Consider the following 16,247-nt stretch of genomic DNA (forward strand, 5'->3'; position numbering starts at 1 on the left):
CTATTAAAGAACTTTTAGCTTATTTTGATTAATATTTTTCCTTCTTGTTCAGACGAAAACTTGAACAAATATATAAATTTATGCGAAATCACAAGTCATTAAATTTATAAATCTTTCATAATAAGATTTATCTCAGTAGAACCTCAATAAAAAAGCAGGGAAAATCCCTGCTCTAATAAATTTAATTTCAACATTTGTATCCTGCTAGAATCCGACTTGTGTTTTAGTTTTAATTGGATATTTTATAAATATAAACATTAACCTTGGCTTGCCCTAATAAGTTAATATCTGCTGATACTAAGCCAGAAGTATTCACCGCAAATGTCAATGTATCTCCTGCATTTAATGCTACTATAGAACTTAGCTTGGTAGATGTAATTGGTAATGAAGCAATATTAATTGTAAGTAAAACCAACCTTACACCATCAAAAATCTTTTCATCCCATACAGCATTATTTTTCAATATCCCTAATCTTTTGCCTCCCAACACTTCCAAATTAACTCCTGAAGCAAACTGGAACTCATAATAGACAGAATAAGTTCCTGATTGTTGTGCAGTATAGACACCTGTATTAAATAGTGCTGGATTTCCTAGTTTTGTATCTGCAGAACCTGTAAGGTTTATTCTTGACCAAAAATTTCCAAGTCCTAGATCGATCAGTGACCAAGAGCCGTTTTTAGAGGCGTAATACGCATTAGCATTTCCAACTACCAAAATGTCAGAATTAATTTCTTTTATTTCATAATCTCCAGTTGTAGTTGTCTTATCTCTTACCAAGAAAGTATGATTGCTATTCACTGAAGGAATATTGGTCACATTACGTATTTTCAGATTTCCATTGATGTCCAGCGTAGCTTTGGGATCACTTGTATTAATCCCTACTTGTGCAAATATGATATTCGATAATAATGAAATCACGAATATGCGAATTCTATTTTCCATGTCATATGAGTTAAAAAGTTATTTTAAAAGCAAAAGAATAAAGTCTCTGTACTACTGGTACTTGCTTTAAGTTAATGTTAGAATCAGATCACATAACTTAAATATTTGAGGACTTTTGTTTCTTAGGATAATTGGATATTTTTGTCTGTTGGTTTTTGTAATACAACTAAAAACCAACAGATAGAATTATGATTTATTACCATTGGTGACCATTCCTAGGAGGAGGATCCCCCGGCAATGGCATATTAGCAAGATTCAAACTATCTTGTATTTGTGTACTATCACTAGTCCTTTTAAACACAGAACCGCTTTCTGACATATTACTGTTTTCTGCAGGAAGGTCAACATCATTTTCTCTACAAGAATACATTGTGACCATAACTATTAAAATTGAAATTGTTGAGATAATCTTATTCATAATTTTAGATTTAAAAAGGTTATCCCGGCCGGTTTATATTAGAATTCTGACACGAATTTAGACGATAAAATACATGAACAAAAACCTTCGTTGTGCTTATTTCTAAATAAGCACAAATCAATTCATATACTTACAAATATTTAAATGATTGATTTATATCCAGATAAAGATTGCAACAATATAGTTTTATTTAAAAAAATAAAAATCATAAAACCGGCTCTTTGTAGCATGATTTTAGTTATTTTTATTCAAAACTAATCTCCAAACACAATGATATTATGAAAAAAATCTATTTTTTTATAACATTCTTATTTTTCGGAATTCTCCTTTCTCAAAATAATAAGTTCACTATTTTCTACGAAATAAAAAAAAATTACGAAGGTCTTCCTGAAAACGATATCAAAGCTTTTAGATACTTGAATCGATATATTGAACTTGCAAAAAAACAAAAGAATCATGAGCAACTAGTACAAGGTTATAAAGATGCTGTCTTCTATTCTTCCACAGTAAAAAACAAACTTGCCTATGCAGACAGTACAATCTTAGCCAGTTTCTTAACAAATAAAAATGAGATTATCAGTGATGCTTATTTAGGGAAGGGTATCATATACTATTTTAATTATAAAAAATATAGACCTGCTCTGGAAGAATATATAAAGGCTTATGAATATTCAAGAGAAACAAAAAACGAGTATTTGAAAAACGAAATAGTATACCATCTTGGCAGTGTAAAATCTTACTTAGGGTATTATGATTCTGCTCTCAAACATTTTCAGGAATCAAATGTTTACTTTGAAAAAACACTGAAAAAGAACGTGCACCCCAATATCATCTTTAACAATAAAAAAGGATATTTTAACAGTCTACACAGAATGATAGTCTGCCATAGAAACCTAAAGAACTACAAAGCCATAGATTCTTTATTGGAGAAAGCATTATCGCAAACTCAAAATAATAAAGACTATGTACAAGAATATGGTTATTTTCTGAAAGAAAAAGGCATTAATGAATTCCGAAAAAAAAAATTTAAGAGTGCATTATTCCTGCTTCAGAAATCCTTAAGTCCCATCATTCATATCAATGATTTTGGATGGGCTACGGTCGATTATTTTTATATTGGAAAATCATACATGGCACTGAATGATCATAAAAAAGCAATAGTTTATTTTGAAAAAGTAGATTCAGTATTCAATAAACATCAATTCATACTGCCAGAATTACGAGAGAATTACGAACTATTGATCCATCAATATAAAGACGAAAAAAATATTACTAAAGAGCTCTATTATACCAAACAACTTTTGAAGGCCGACCGCATTATCTCTAAGGATTTCACATACCTTTCATCAACCATCTATCGGGAATATGACACAAAAACGCTTTTGGAAGAAAAAGAAAGGTTAGAAAAAAAGACGTCTTGGGGAATATGGTTAATTATTTTTTTAGTTGTTGCAGCTAGTTCCTTGATGATATTATTGATAATAAAGGTTAAAAATGAAAAGACAATTAAAATCAATTATAAAATATTAGAAGAAAAAATCCTTAACAATTCTTATCAATTATCTCACGAAAAAGTAATTCAAAAAGCAAAGGATGAAGAAAAACCTTTATTGAACGAAGAGATGGTCAATCATATCCTTATGAAACTAAAATGCTTTGAAGAAAAATCCGGATTTACAGAAAACGGATTGACCATCAACAAACTAGCTCATAAGCTGAATACCAACTCTGCTTATCTTTCTCAAATAATAAATGAATACAAGGGCGTCAATTTTAACCGATACCTTAGCGAGCTTCGTATCAATTATATAACTAATAAACTATATAATGACAGAGTATTTCTTAACTATAAAATTGAGACTTTGGCAGAGAAATGTGGAATTGCTTCCAGAACCAACTTTTCTAACCTATTTCAAGAAATCAACGGAATAAGACCTACAGATTTTATAAAGAAAAGATTGAAAACAATTAAAAACAATTAAGATTATCAAGTTTTACCGGATACACAGAATCTGACCTTATGACAAATCAAACCTCATCAAGTCATCCAGATCTTTCAAAAGAGGATTGATCTCTACAAATTTTTCGAAAATTTTGCGCTTTGTCATTACTTCTTTCTTAATGGATAAATCTGTTCGGTAATCGATTTCAAATTTAAAATTGTTGACCTTGTGTCTGAAATGATTAAAAAACTCCGGGCTGACTCTATCAAATTCTGATTTAGCAAATTCCGACGAATACTTTACAATGACAAGGTTCTCATCAGATTTTTCCATCTTAAAGCTACTGATGGCATTGTATAGAAATGTGTTGGTTTTTGAAGTATTTTTCAGGAAAATTTCCCATTCTCTGTCCAGATCAGTTTGAGAAAAATGATTCGACGGGAGATTTTCATCTTTGATTTCTGAAAATTCGTCTTTCTTGACCTCTTCTTTTTTCTCTAAAGTTGCTTTGATACTGAATTGAGAATTAGAAGGAATTTTTGCAATAGGCTCAGAAGCTTTTTGAATGACTTTTTTTGGTTCTTCAAAGACAGATTTTATTGGTTCCGGTTTTGGTTCAGCCTGAACTTTTGATTCTGTAGAAACAGGTTTATTATCGGAAATTAAATTAGTCTCAAGAAGTGGTGCTAATATTAAGAACTTTTTTTTTTAGCTTCCAAACCTGCAGTCAGACTTGACATTTGCATCAACGCAATTTCCACAGTCAATCTCGGATTTTTGGAATTCTTATAATTAATGTCTGCGAAGTTACAGATTTCTATTCCATCAATTAATTGCTGTGCAGACCATTTTTGAGATTGTTCAGCAAACTTAGTTTTTGTTTTTTCTCCAACTTCAATTAGATTCAGAGTCTTCGGATTCTGAGCCATCATCAGATCTCGAAAATGATTTCCCAATCCTGCAATGAAAATATGCGGGTCAAACCCTTTTTTAACAATCTCATCAAAAGCTGTCAAAACTCCAGGAATGTCATTTTCCTTAGCTAAATCTACAATTTTAAGATATTGGTCATAATCCAAAATATTGAGAACTTCCGCTGCTTTCTCAAGTGTAATGTTTTTCTGAGAAAATGTACTTAACCTGTCAAAGATAGACAAAGCATCTCTCAAAGCACCATCAGCTTTCTGAGCAATCAGATAAAGTGCATCATCTTCATAAGTAATACTTTCCTTATCAGCAATTTTTCTCAGATGTTCCTGAATATCTTCAATCGTGATTCTCTTGAAATCATAGATTTGACATCTGGAAAGAATCGTTGGAATGATTTTATGCTTCTCAGTAGTCGCCAAGATGAAAATAGCGTGAGCCGGCGGTTCTTCCAAAGTTTTCAAAAAAGCGTTGAAAGCAGCCTGAGACAACATATGAACCTCATCGATAATATAAACTTTATATTTCCCGACTTGAGGAGCAAATCTAACCTGGTCAATTAATTCTCGGATATCATCCACAGAGTTATTGGAAGCCGCATCTAATTCATAAATGTTAAATGCAAATCCGTCATCATCTGCAGCGCCAGATTTTTCGTTGATTTTTCTGGCTAAGATTCTGGCACAAGTTGTTTTACCAACACCTCTGGGTCCACAGAAAAGCAGTGCCTGAGCAAGTTGACTTTCATCAATCGCATGTTCCAAAGTATCGGTAACGTGAGATTGTCCAACAACAGTGTCAAACTCTTGCGGACGGTACTTGCGTGCGGATACGATGAAATTTTCCATTGCTCAAAAGTAAGGATTAATTGTGAGTTTTGGAAATGGTTTTTTAAATAATTGTTGTTTGGTTTTGGAGAAGATTTAACGCAAAGAGCGCAAAGTTTTTTTAAACTTATTGAAAATATTTTTAAGTTCGCAAAGACGTAAACTCATCAAAGTTTCATAATTTATAAAAGTATGTTTGTCATTCCGTAGGAATCTCAACAGCTAAGTTCAGATTCTTTCAGAATGACAAAAATATGTTTTATGACAACTTTTATTTTGATGTTGAATCTGCAGCCCGACTTGAGCGGAAATCCTTTTTTGCTTGTACAAAAGTTCGATTTAGATCTGAAATGTTCTGCAAAAAAGATTGACTACGTCGAACCACTTCGTTAGGTTTGGGAGCGGAAGGCGGATTAAGCTGCCCAAATAATTATTTAAAACAAAAAAGAGAGCAAAATTGCTCTCTTTTAATTTTATGCTGAATGTAAATTCTTACAACTCCAATGCCTTTCTTTCGTCGCCATCCATTAGGAATTCTACTGGATTGTCGATAGCTTCTTTCACAGCAACCAAGAAACCTACGGATTCTTTTCCGTCGATGATTCTGTGGTCATAAGACATTGCAACATACATCATTGGTCTGATAACAACTTGTCCGTCAACCGCAACTGGTCTTTGGATAATGTTGTGCATTCCTAAGATTGCAGATTGTGGCGGGTTGATGATTGGTGTAGACATCATAGAACCGAAAGTTCCTCCGTTGGTAATCGTAAAAGTTCCGCCAGTCATTTCGTCAACAGTAATTTTACCGTCTCTAACTTTAGTTGCCAAATCTTTGATGTTAGCTTCAACACCTCTAAGCGTCATATTTTCTGCATTTCTAAGCACAGGAACCATCAATCCTTTTGGTCCTGAAACTGCGATAGAAATATCCGCAAAGTCATAATTGATTTTGAAATCGCCGTCAATAGAAGCATTCACGTCTGGATAAAGTTTCAATGCTCTCGTCACCGCTTTTGTGAAAAAAGACATAAACCCAAGTCCGATCCCGTGCTTAGCAGCGAATTCTTCTTTATATTGTTTTCTGATTCTGAAGATTTCTGACATATCAACCTCGTTGAAAGTCGTCAACATTGCTGTTTCATTTTTAACAGAAACCAATCTTGCAGCAATCTTTCTTCTAAGAACTGAAAGTTTTGTAGTCGTTTGAGCTCTGTTTCCACCAGCAGGAGCACTTCCCATTGCAGGAACAGAAGCTGTCACCGCATCATCTTTGGTAATTCTGCCATCTCTGCCAGAACCTTGAACTTGAGATGCGCTGATTCCTTTTTCGTCAAGGATTTTCTTAGCAGCCGGCGAAGGTGTTTGAGAAGCGTAAGTTTCAGTTTTAGCAGCTTCCGCTTTTACTGGAGCTGGTTCTTCTTTCTTTACTTCTGCTTTTGGCTCTTCTTTCGGTTTTTCTTCAGCTGGAGCGGCAGAACCTGCTGGTTTAGCCGCATCCATATCAATAAGACAAACCACTTGTCCAACTTGTACTACTTCTCCTTCTTCAGCTTTCAAAGTAATGATTCCACTTTGCTCAGCAGGAAGTTCCAAAGTTGCCTTATCAGAATCTACTTCTGCGATTGGCTGGTCTTTTTCTACGTAATCACCGTCTTGTACTAGCCACGTTGCAATTTCTACTTCTGTGATAGATTCTCCCGGTGAAGGAACTTTCATTTCTAATATTGACATACTAATATTTGTTTTTAATTTCAGAACAATCCGAGGATTGTTATTCTTTATAGTTTATTAATTTTATTAAGCTGTTACTGGTCTTTTTGCAGGTGCATCATCCGTTTGGAAAACATCGTTGATGATTTTGGTCTGATTTTTCTCAAACATCTTATGACTTCCCGGCGCAGGCGTTCCACTTGCAACTGGAGAAATCAACTGGATATCCATATTTCTGAAGTTTCTAAGGATATAACTCCAAGCACCCATATTTTCCGGTTCTTCCTGAGCCCAGATTAAATCTTTTCTGTTTTTATACTTATCGAAGATGGCATTAACGTTATCCATATTCAAAGGATAAATTTGCTCAAGTCTTACCAAAGCTACTTTGTCGTCATTAAGCTCTTCTTTCTTCGCTAATAAATCGAAATACAGTTTACCAGTACAAAGCACCAATCTTTCAACTTTTGTTGGGTCAGCAGTTGGGTCGTCCAAAATCGGTTGGAAACTTCCGTTTGCCAAATCTTCCAAAGGAGAAACCACTTTCGGATGTCTCAACAGAGATTTAGGTGTCATAATAACCAATGGTTTTCTGAATCCGAATTTCATTTGTCTTCTCAACAAATGGAAATAGTTTGCAGGAGAAGTTATATTAGCAACAATGATATTTTCGTTTGCAGAAAGTGTAAGGAATCTTTCCAGTCTTGCAGAAGAGTGTTCTGCACCTTGGCCTTCAGAACCGTGAGGCAACATCATTACCATTCCGTTTTGGATTTTCCATTTTTCCTCAGCAGCAACCAAGTATTGGTCAACAATAATCTGAGCACCATTGGTAAAATCTCCAAACTGAGCTTCCCAAATCGTCAACGTTTTCGGCGCAGCCATAGCATAACCGTAATCAAATCCTAAAACGCCATATTCTGACAAGTGAGAGTTGTAAACATCAAATCTTTGTTCGTTAACGTGACGTAATGGGATATATTCTTCCTCCGTATCTTCTGTCTTTACAACAGCGTGACGGTGAGAGAAAGTTCCTCTTTCCACATCTTCTCCAGAGATTCTTACATTGTAACCTTCTGTCAAAAGTGTAGCATAAGCTAGCAATTCTGCAACTGCCCAATCCAAAGAATTATTCTCCACCATTTTGATTCTGTTCTCAAAAAGACGGGTAATCTTGTTAATGAATTTTTTATCGGCAGGAAGCGTCGAAATCTTGATTGCTAATTCCTTTAATTTTTCTAAATCGAATTTTGTATCAATGGTAGAATTAGCAACAGCGCCTTTTCCACCGATTGGGAAATCTGTCCAGTCATCTTTCATAAAGATGTCCATCGTATTTCTTTCGATTTCTTTGGAAGCATCGAAATTTTCATCCAGCAAAGCTTTAAACTCCTGCTCCATTTTTTTCAAAACGTCATCAGAAACTACATTTTCCTTAATTAAAAGTTCTTTATAGATTTCTCTTGGATTTGGATGTTTTGAAATTGTTTTATAAAGATTCGGTTGAGTGAATCTTGGTTCATCACCTTCGTTATGACCATATTTTCTATAACCTAAAAGGTCGATATAAACATCCTTACCAAACTTCGCACGGAAGTCTGCAGCAAATCTAATTGCGTGAACAACTGCCTCTACATCATCTGCATTAATGTGCATTACTGGAGAATCCGTCACTTTTGCAATATCTGTACAATAAACAGAAGATCTTGCATCTAAGAAGTTAGTTGTAAAAGAAACCTGATTATTTACAACGATGTGAACAGTTCCGCCCGTTCTGTAACCTTCAAGATTCATCATCTGAGCGATTTCATAAACGATACCTTGCCCGGCAATAGCCCCGTCTCCGTGGATAACAATCGGTAAAACTTTAGAATAATCGTCTTTGTAAACGTTATCTACTTTTGCTCTACAAATTCCTTCTACAAGCGCCGCAACAGTTTCAAGGTGAGATGGATTTGGAGTAAGGTTGATTCTTACCTCTTCTCCATTTGCAGTCGTTATTTTCTTAGAAGAACCCAAGTGATACTTAACATCACCAGAGAAAACATCTTCTTCAAATTCTTTTCCTTCAAATTCTGAGAAAATCTGCTTGTATGATTTTTGGAAAATATTGGTCAAAACATTCAGACGACCTCTGTGAGCCATCCCAAGAACAACTTCGTCAACGCCTAATTGTGATGAACGCGTAATCAATTGGTCAAGCGCAGGAATCAAAGATTCACCACCTTCCAAAGAGAAACGTTTTTGACCTACGAATTTTGTATGCAAATAATTTTCGAATGCAACCGCTTGGTTTAATTTGAAAAGAATCTCTGTCTTTTCTTCAGCAGAAAGTTTTGGGTGATTTTCGTTAACATTTACCCATTCCATGATCCATTTCTTCTCTTCTACATTTTGGATATGCATATACTCTACACCGATAGAATCACAATAGATGTTCTGAAGATGTGTAATAATCTCTTGCAAAGTTGCAGGACCAGGCATCCCGGTCTGTGTCGCAGAATTGAATTTTTTATTAAGGTCATCTTTAGACAGACCAAAATTCTCTATGTCAAGTGTTGGAAAGTAATGTCTTCTTTCTCTTACTGGATTTGTTTTTGTAAAAAGGTGTCCTCTTGAGCGATAAGCTTCAATCAGATTCACCACTTTGAATTCTTTTGTGATATCTTCGGAAACCGCACCACTGGTAACAGCTTGTTGCGCATATTGAACAGGTGCGGATGCTTGTGGTTGCGAAGGTGCAACTTCTCCATCTTCACCATAATATTCTAATGCAAAATCAAACCCTTGGAAAAAAGATTTCCAAGAAGGTTCCAAAGAATCCGGGTATTTTTGATATTGCGCATACATGTCATCAATTAATTGCGCATGTACTGCATTCAGAAACGAAAATTTATCCATTATTACAGATTATCTGTTAAAATTTTAATTTTAAATAATTGCCAACAAATTTAATAATTTTTTGTTGATTAGCAGCTAATATAATATTTTATTCCGTTAGATTTAAGTGATATTTATCAGAGTTATTATCGATAAACAGGAAGTGACATCCGAAGCTTTACATTCTGAATATCGGTTGGCTCTTCCAGGAATTCCTCTATCAATTGACCATTTCTAAGCGTATCTTTTTTTGCCTTTTTGAGTAATTCCTGGATGTTCTTTACACGATTATTATAATTACCCTGGAAGTAGATAACATAGACTTTCGAAGCATTAAGTGTTTGGAAATTAAAGTTATTATCACTTACTGAAACTCGTTTGGACAACGGAACACCATAAAAATAGGAAATCTCTTTATCTTTTAGATTTGAAGGATTAGTCAATAAAACTGGCATCCCAAATTCATCCTCCTTTTTACCTAAATCTGATCGGACGAAATTCAGAACCTTTCCGTGATTCATCATTACATTTTTAAACAAGCCGTCCTTCGTATTCTTTGTACTGACATTTACCCCCAAAAGCAATTGCCCATCCTGATTCTCGACCATTATACTATCATATTTTACCGAAGCAAGCTTCTGGTCTCTATCAACTTTATTACCAAGCAATTGATAAAGATTTTTCATACTTTTATCAATGTTATCAATAAAAAAATCCTCAGCGACCAGGTTGAGTGAACGTTGCAGATAACTTCTTTTAGGTGTATGGATATTCCAAAACATTTTAGTTTTGTTTCCTACTGACTTAAATTTGACATCAATTAAATAAGGATTATTGTCATCACCTTCGAAGAGCTGATAACGCAATGTTCGGTTTGGGTTAGAATATCTGATAAAAAAATCGCCAGAATCACCTCCTTTTTCACTGGAAAATTTCATTCCGCTTCCAACTCCCTCATAAGGCGTGAAAAAAGAATAAGACTGATTGTCTTTACCCGAAAAATAATCATTCCAAGCAACAAAATTCTGTAAATTGTTAAACTGTGGAAAAACCTTATCAATAGGATAATTGATTTCTGATTGATGAGTGAAGCTCTTACTCTCATCTACAAAGTTCATGGAGACAGAGTAAATCCCAAACAAACCAAGAGCAATAATTATTATAAATTTAAAAAGACGCATTGTAAAATAATCGATTTAGAAAGGATAACCAATTGCAAAGTTAACAGTAGGCTGCAATGGTTTTATTTTATTGATCACCCACCGGCTTCCTTCCGGTTTATTGGGATCATGTACTTTATAAGCCATGTCCAGTCTAAGATTGACATAAGCAATGTTGACCCTTAAACCAAAACCACTTCCGATTCCCATTTGACTGATAAATTTCCTGAACTTGAACTGATCACCAAATCCATTATCCTTAAGTCCCCAGATATTACCTGCATCTGTAAAAATCGCCGCTTCAAACATATTGGTAAGTGGAAGGCGGTACTCTATGCTGGTTGTAAGCTTTATATTGTCCATGGCATAAGAACGAACCCTTTCATCCAACTGAGAATCGGCAGGACCTAATCCTCCAAAAGCAACCCATGCCCTGATATCATAAGCTCCTCCATTGAAGTAAGACCTTACAAATGGCATAGAAGAAGAATTCCCATAAGGAATCCCAATCCCTACAAACTGACGAAATGCCAATGTATGAGGTTTAGCCCTGTCATTGAAAAATGAAAAATATTTTTTGAAATCAAAATCAAATTTTATAAACTGAGAAAACGGAATCTTGAATATTGTTTTGGAATTACCGGAAACTACCCCATCCTCATGCTCTCTACGAGAAAGAAGATTAAGTGTATTGCCCGCAAATTCTACCTTACCACTAAAAAACATTGGATTTGTATAATCTTTTTTCCCAATTTCATTATAAATAAAATTATAAATAATGGAAGAAATGATCACATCCTGGGTCTGTCTGTCCTTATTGATCAAGGATTGCCTGAAAGCATTGATTATATCTTGGTTCTCTGCAGAAATAGATGACAAGAAAGCCTGATCATTGACAATCATTTTAGAAATCTCATCATAAGAATAGTTGGTTGTGTTAACATTTGGGTGGATATCCTCATACCAACCAAATACTGCTTGCCTGATCACATCTTCCGCCGGAAAATACTCGTAATACTTATCTTTATTCTGGGTTAAACTGAGTTGTGTATTGAAAAGCGTCAGTTTATGTTGTACCCTTCCGTTGTCTACATTGGCGAAATAGGTAAGACCTGCATTGAAGTTGATCCTGCCTAATCCAATATTATTCTGAACAGATGCACCCAAATTTATGCTTGTTGTCGGCGAATATTTTTTTGGGACCCATTTATAATACTTTCGAAACGGAACCAGCAATCTTGGAAATTGCAAAGCGGTCTGGGCAGACAATTCATAAGCATTAAAAAATGCATCCGGGTTTTTGGGGTCTTTGGTCGTTCCAATGATTCCTGAGAAACTGGTTGTCAAATTCTCTGCACCTCCAAAAACATTCCTGCTTGTAAGATCCACTGATGGTGAAAAACCAAAATTAAGAATCTGAGAATAATGAATGTCGGTAGCAACGTTGAACTCATATTTTTGCAATGGTCTTAAAATATATTCTACATCTATAATGCTATCCGATCCTTTTCTAAAGTCATCGGAGGCCTTCAGTATAGTAAAATTGTTCATTGCTATCAGATTTTTCCGGGTAAGATCCAGATTGGTCTGTTTATAAGTATCTCCAGGCTTCAAAATAATTGGCAACCATAAAGAATTGATAGAATATGCCGTATCTTTTCTCAAAATATTAATTCCCCTCAAACTATCTTTCAAAGGAAGTTTGTTGATATCATTGATACTTCTTGCAACCGCAACTGTAACTTTCCCAATTGTAGATTTTCTGTAGGGTGTATTCAGAGTGTCTCTAATGATATTCATCACCACCGGAACATTCTTTCTGCCATGCAGAGAATCCGCCACAAAATAGATATCCTGATTATCATTGTTGAATTTATAATAACCTTCATCCTTCATTTGGTTATTGATCCTGGCAATCTCCTTTTCCAAAACACTCTCATCGAGTATCTGTCCTTTTCTTACAAAACTTTTGTTAAGCTGAAATTCATAGATGTTCCTAATATCCTGATCTGGTATATTATAAAAATAATCTTTTATGTAAGTTGGATCTTTGTGAGTAATGATATAATTGACCTCTGCTTTTTTACCTGCAGAATCTTTTTTTACATTGGTTTTGACTTCCGCATCCCAATATCCTTTATTGATCAATTTGTTATTGATACTTTTTGCACTTTGCTTCGTTTTGGCATCGCTATATATTACAGGAGCCTCACCTACTGTATGAAAAAAACGGTTCCAGAAAAGATTCCTGCCTACAAACTCCGGATGTTCATATTTTCTGAAAAGAGAATCTCTAAGCTTCTGATTTCTCATCTCGCTCGGATAGGTCATATATTCTTTCAGAATTGTATCATATTTTGGATTAGCCTTATTATAAAGAATCAATCCCAAAGGGATAGCAAACAGGGTTTTCTTATTAGGTTTTTGAGCAACAAGATCCGGGATCTCATCAGACAATAATTTGCCGTCTGTATATTCAAAATTATTTTTTGTAAGCAGGTATTCGCCATCAGGTACTTTTTTTGTCACATTACAAGCATACAAAAACACACTGAAAATTGCGGAATAATAAAATATATGATATTTTTGAAAATATTTGTTGATATGCTTACGGCTCATACTATAAAGACTATACAATCTCTGGACAAAAAGAAATACAGGCAAAAATACAATTTGTTTTTAGTTGAAGGTAATAAAATCATAAAAGAACTTCCAAATTCTGATTATGAAATTGAAAACCTGTATTCCGTAAATCCTGAAAATTTATCTTTTAAAACGAAAGAAATCGAAAAAATCTTGCCCAATGAGTTGAAAAAAATAAGTTTTCTTCAACATCCGAAAGATTCTGTCGCAGTTTGTAAAATCCCAGAAAAGAGAATATTAAAAGATGTTTCTATTCAATTGATATTAGATGGCATTCAAGATCCGGGGAATCTTGGGACAATCATAAGATTGGCAGACTGGTTCGGGATAGAACAAATTGTCTGTAGCAATGATACAGTAGATGTTTATAATCCAAAAGTAATACAAGCAACGATGGGCTCCTTCCTAAGAGTAAATATCTATTATACTGATCTAGAAGAATATCTATCAACATACCAATATCCGACCCTGGGGACGGATATGAATGGAGAAAGTATTTATAAAACCGAATTCCCGGAAAAATTCTCATTGATATTTGGCAATGAAGGAAACGGATTACGAACCTCCACGGAAAATCTTATTTCAAAAATGATCACAATTCCAAGATTCGGAGAAAACCGATTCACTGAAAGTTTGAATGTATCTATGTCAGCCGGAATTATCTTAGGAGAAATTTTTTCTAAAAAATAGAATCCTCTTCCGAGTGTAGATTTTAAATCAATTTTTCAAAACTAGAAGCTGCTTTGTTCTTTTGATAGTCATCCAGTTTTTTTCTGACAAATCTTAAAGCATATGGCGCAACATATACCAGCGCGAGACCTAAGGCCTTTCTTTTCCAATTTTTATTCATCACACTTTTTTTTGCAAAATTACCTACCAAAGCTACAACACCCATCTTGATGGTATTCTCCAGCAATCCGGATCGTACACTATCATTGGCAAGGCTAATGATATTTTTTTTAGAGGCCGACTCCTTGAGACCCGAAGAAATTTCTCTCATAATATTTTGTGTATCCAGAGAGATTTCACTTTCCCCATCCAGAGACCTGGTTTCTTTCAGATATTTGTCGGTAAATCCATGGGTTAGCACGCCCAGACTTTCTTTTTTATTTTTAAATGTGATAATATCTTCCAGCTCTTCAATTTCTTTTTTAAGATTTCTTTTCTGAGCCCTCAGTTCATTTAGATTATTGTAATCAGTTGCCATACATTTTATTTTTTTAAGAAGTCAATAACTTGATTTGCAATTGCTGTCACTATCTTTTTTTTGAGTAGAAAAACAACCACCATCAGAAAGAAATAGAAGCCTGCAACTATCAGAAATCCATACGCAGCATTACCTAAAGACTGCCCGATAAGAAACGCAATTCCGAAATTGAAAAGAATAATAAAGAACGAAAATGCAATCAATACAATAGAAAGAAATGCAATGATTCCGGCAGACAGAGAAGACTTCTCCGTGAACTGCAACTTGAGAAGATCCAATCGCTTGGTTGTATAATCTTTTATAATATCAATCATAAGAATCTTGTTAAATATAAAATTACACTTTTATTTACAAAAAAAGGAACTTAGAAACTAAATTCCTTTTTTAATATGATCGTTTGGAGGGTATTATTTTAAACCATCCAATTCGGTTTCTACATCTTTTACAACATCAGAAGTCTTTGAAACAATCTGGTCCTTGTACTTATCGTAGCTATCTTTCACAGTCGAAGCTACGTTCTGAGCTGTTTCTTTGAAAGTTGAAGACAAAGATTGGTATTTATCTTTTACATTATGAGAAACTTCCGAGTATTTATCTTTAACCAGTTCAGACGTTTTGCCATACTCATCTACAGCTTTATCTTTTAGGTCATTCGCTTTATCTCTGATTTTCTTTCTGGTTTCCTTACCTTCTTCCGGAGCATAAAGCAATCCGAGAATAACACCAGTAGCGGCTCCCGCTAACAATGCAGCCAATACCGCTGCTGAGTTTGATTTTTTTGACATTATTTATAATTTTTAGTTTATTGTAAATTCGATTTGATGCTTTTAAATTTGCAACTAAAATGCCAAAGAAAAAATAAACTTCTTAAAATTTTGTTAAAACTTTTTGATATAGGACAAAATCAAATCTATAGTTTCTTCTTTATTGATGTTGGTGTTATCGATAAGAATAGCGTCATCAGCCTGTTTTAGGGGAGAAACTTCTCTTTCGCTATCGATTTTGTCTCTTGAGATAAGATTTTGCTTCACTGTTTCGATATCGGTTTTTTCACCTGCCAATTCTAGTTCAAGGAAACGTCGTCTAGCACGTTCATCCTGACTTGCTGTCATAAAGAATTTATAATCGGCATTGGGCAGGACAACTGTTCCGATATCTCTGCCATCCATTATTACACCTCCTTTTTCAGCAATATCCCGTTGGGTTTTTAATAGAAAATTTCTGATATCAGCTTCCTTTGCGACCTGACTCACATTATCTGACACCTGTGGGAACCTGATCTCTCTATCTATATTCCTACCATTAAGAAAAAGCTTAAGCTCGCCATCAATATTCTGAAATTCCAGATTGATCTTTGGGAGATCCGCAATTAATCTATCAACATCTACATTTTTATCAGCATCTACACAATTCTGGATAGCATAAAAAGTAACACCTCTATAGAGCGCACCCGTATCCATATGGATAAGACCCAATTTTTTTGCAATGATTTTAGAGATAGAACTTTTCCCTGTGGATGAAAATCCATCAATAGCGATTACCGGCTTTTTTGTCATGCCACAAAATTAAAAAATTTTGAGATTCCG

General features: G+C 34.6%; 14 protein-coding genes. 2 read left to right on the forward strand and 12 right to left on the reverse strand.

Annotation, left to right across the window (positions count from 1 at the left end; translation table 11 throughout):
* Positions 1–229: 229 nt before the first annotated feature.
* Entirely contained in the window at positions 230–943 is a 714-nt protein-coding gene (locus tag RTX21_RS06050) for a hypothetical protein (RefSeq protein WP_312766000.1), read from the reverse strand.
* A 196-nt stretch (positions 944–1,139) separates the two neighbouring features.
* A complete protein-coding gene (locus RTX21_RS06055; RefSeq protein WP_312766003.1) occupies positions 1,140–1,361 on the reverse strand; it encodes a hypothetical protein in 222 nt (73 codons plus the stop codon).
* Positions 1,362–1,639: 278 nt separating this feature from the next.
* Between RTX21_RS06055 and RTX21_RS06060 the strand changes: the two genes are divergently transcribed.
* Positions 1,640–3,343 carry a helix-turn-helix domain-containing protein gene (locus tag RTX21_RS06060; protein WP_312766005.1) on the forward strand — a complete coding sequence of 568 codons (1,704 nt, stop codon included), beginning with the start codon at positions 1,640–1,642 and terminating at the stop codon, positions 3,341–3,343.
* A gap of 36 nt (positions 3,344–3,379) precedes the next feature.
* Here RTX21_RS06060 and RTX21_RS06065 read toward each other — a convergent pair whose 3' ends face one another.
* The 6 genes from RTX21_RS06065 to RTX21_RS06090 form a co-directional block, all read right to left on the reverse strand.
* On the reverse strand, positions 3,380–3,637 hold the full coding sequence (locus RTX21_RS06065; protein ID WP_312766007.1) for a hypothetical protein: 258 nt from the start codon (positions 3,635–3,637) through the stop codon (positions 3,380–3,382).
* A 359-nt stretch (positions 3,638–3,996) separates the two neighbouring features.
* Positions 3,997–5,079 carry a DNA polymerase III subunit gamma/tau gene (gene dnaX / locus RTX21_RS06070; protein ID WP_312766009.1) on the reverse strand — a complete coding sequence of 361 codons (1,083 nt, stop codon included), beginning with the start codon at positions 5,077–5,079 and terminating at the stop codon, positions 3,997–3,999.
* A 471-nt stretch (positions 5,080–5,550) separates the two neighbouring features.
* Positions 5,551–6,792 carry a 2-oxoglutarate dehydrogenase complex dihydrolipoyllysine-residue succinyltransferase gene (gene odhB, locus RTX21_RS06075; protein WP_312766011.1) on the reverse strand — a complete coding sequence of 414 codons (1,242 nt, stop codon included), beginning with the start codon at positions 6,790–6,792 and terminating at the stop codon, positions 5,551–5,553.
* A gap of 66 nt (positions 6,793–6,858) precedes the next feature.
* The gene (locus RTX21_RS06080; RefSeq protein ID WP_312766013.1) at positions 6,859–9,672 is read right to left on the reverse strand and encodes a 2-oxoglutarate dehydrogenase E1 component; all 2,814 of its coding nucleotides are present in this window, start codon (positions 9,670–9,672) and stop codon (positions 6,859–6,861) included.
* Between the two features lie 125 nt (positions 9,673–9,797).
* Positions 9,798–10,769 carry a polyketide cyclase gene (locus RTX21_RS06085; RefSeq protein WP_312766014.1) on the reverse strand — a complete coding sequence of 324 codons (972 nt, stop codon included), beginning with the start codon at positions 10,767–10,769 and terminating at the stop codon, positions 9,798–9,800.
* 78 nt (positions 10,770–10,847) lie between these two features.
* Positions 10,848–13,430, reverse strand: coding sequence for a BamA/TamA family outer membrane protein (locus tag RTX21_RS06090; protein WP_312766015.1), 2,583 nt, complete (start codon positions 13,428–13,430; stop codon positions 10,848–10,850).
* Here RTX21_RS06090 and RTX21_RS06095 point away from each other — a divergent pair.
* On the forward strand, positions 13,416–14,144 hold the full coding sequence (locus RTX21_RS06095) for an RNA methyltransferase (RefSeq protein ID WP_312766016.1): 729 nt from the start codon (positions 13,416–13,418) through the stop codon (positions 14,142–14,144). The genes RTX21_RS06090 and RTX21_RS06095 overlap by 15 nt on opposite strands.
* A gap of 22 nt (positions 14,145–14,166) precedes the next feature.
* Here RTX21_RS06095 and RTX21_RS06100 read toward each other — a convergent pair whose 3' ends face one another.
* The 4 genes from RTX21_RS06100 to cmk form a co-directional block, all read right to left on the reverse strand.
* Positions 14,167–14,661 (reverse strand): phosphoribosyl-ATP pyrophosphatase, encoded by a 495-nt coding sequence (locus RTX21_RS06100; RefSeq protein ID WP_312766017.1) that lies wholly within the window; start codon positions 14,659–14,661, stop codon positions 14,167–14,169.
* A 5-nt stretch (positions 14,662–14,666) separates the two neighbouring features.
* Positions 14,667–14,975 (reverse strand): hypothetical protein, encoded by a 309-nt coding sequence (locus tag RTX21_RS06105; protein WP_312766019.1) that lies wholly within the window; start codon positions 14,973–14,975, stop codon positions 14,667–14,669.
* Between the two features lie 93 nt (positions 14,976–15,068).
* Entirely contained in the window at positions 15,069–15,446 is a 378-nt protein-coding gene (locus RTX21_RS06110) for a YtxH domain-containing protein (RefSeq protein ID WP_312766021.1), read from the reverse strand.
* Positions 15,447–15,539: 93 nt separating this feature from the next.
* Positions 15,540–16,217: a (d)CMP kinase gene (gene cmk, locus RTX21_RS06115; protein WP_312766023.1), complete on the reverse strand. Its 678-nt coding sequence runs from the start codon at positions 16,215–16,217 to the stop codon at positions 15,540–15,542.
* Positions 16,218–16,247: the final 30 nt, after the last annotated feature.

This window comes from Epilithonimonas sp., assembly GCF_032054305.1.
Lineage (GTDB): Bacteria > Bacteroidota > Bacteroidia > Flavobacteriales > Weeksellaceae > Epilithonimonas.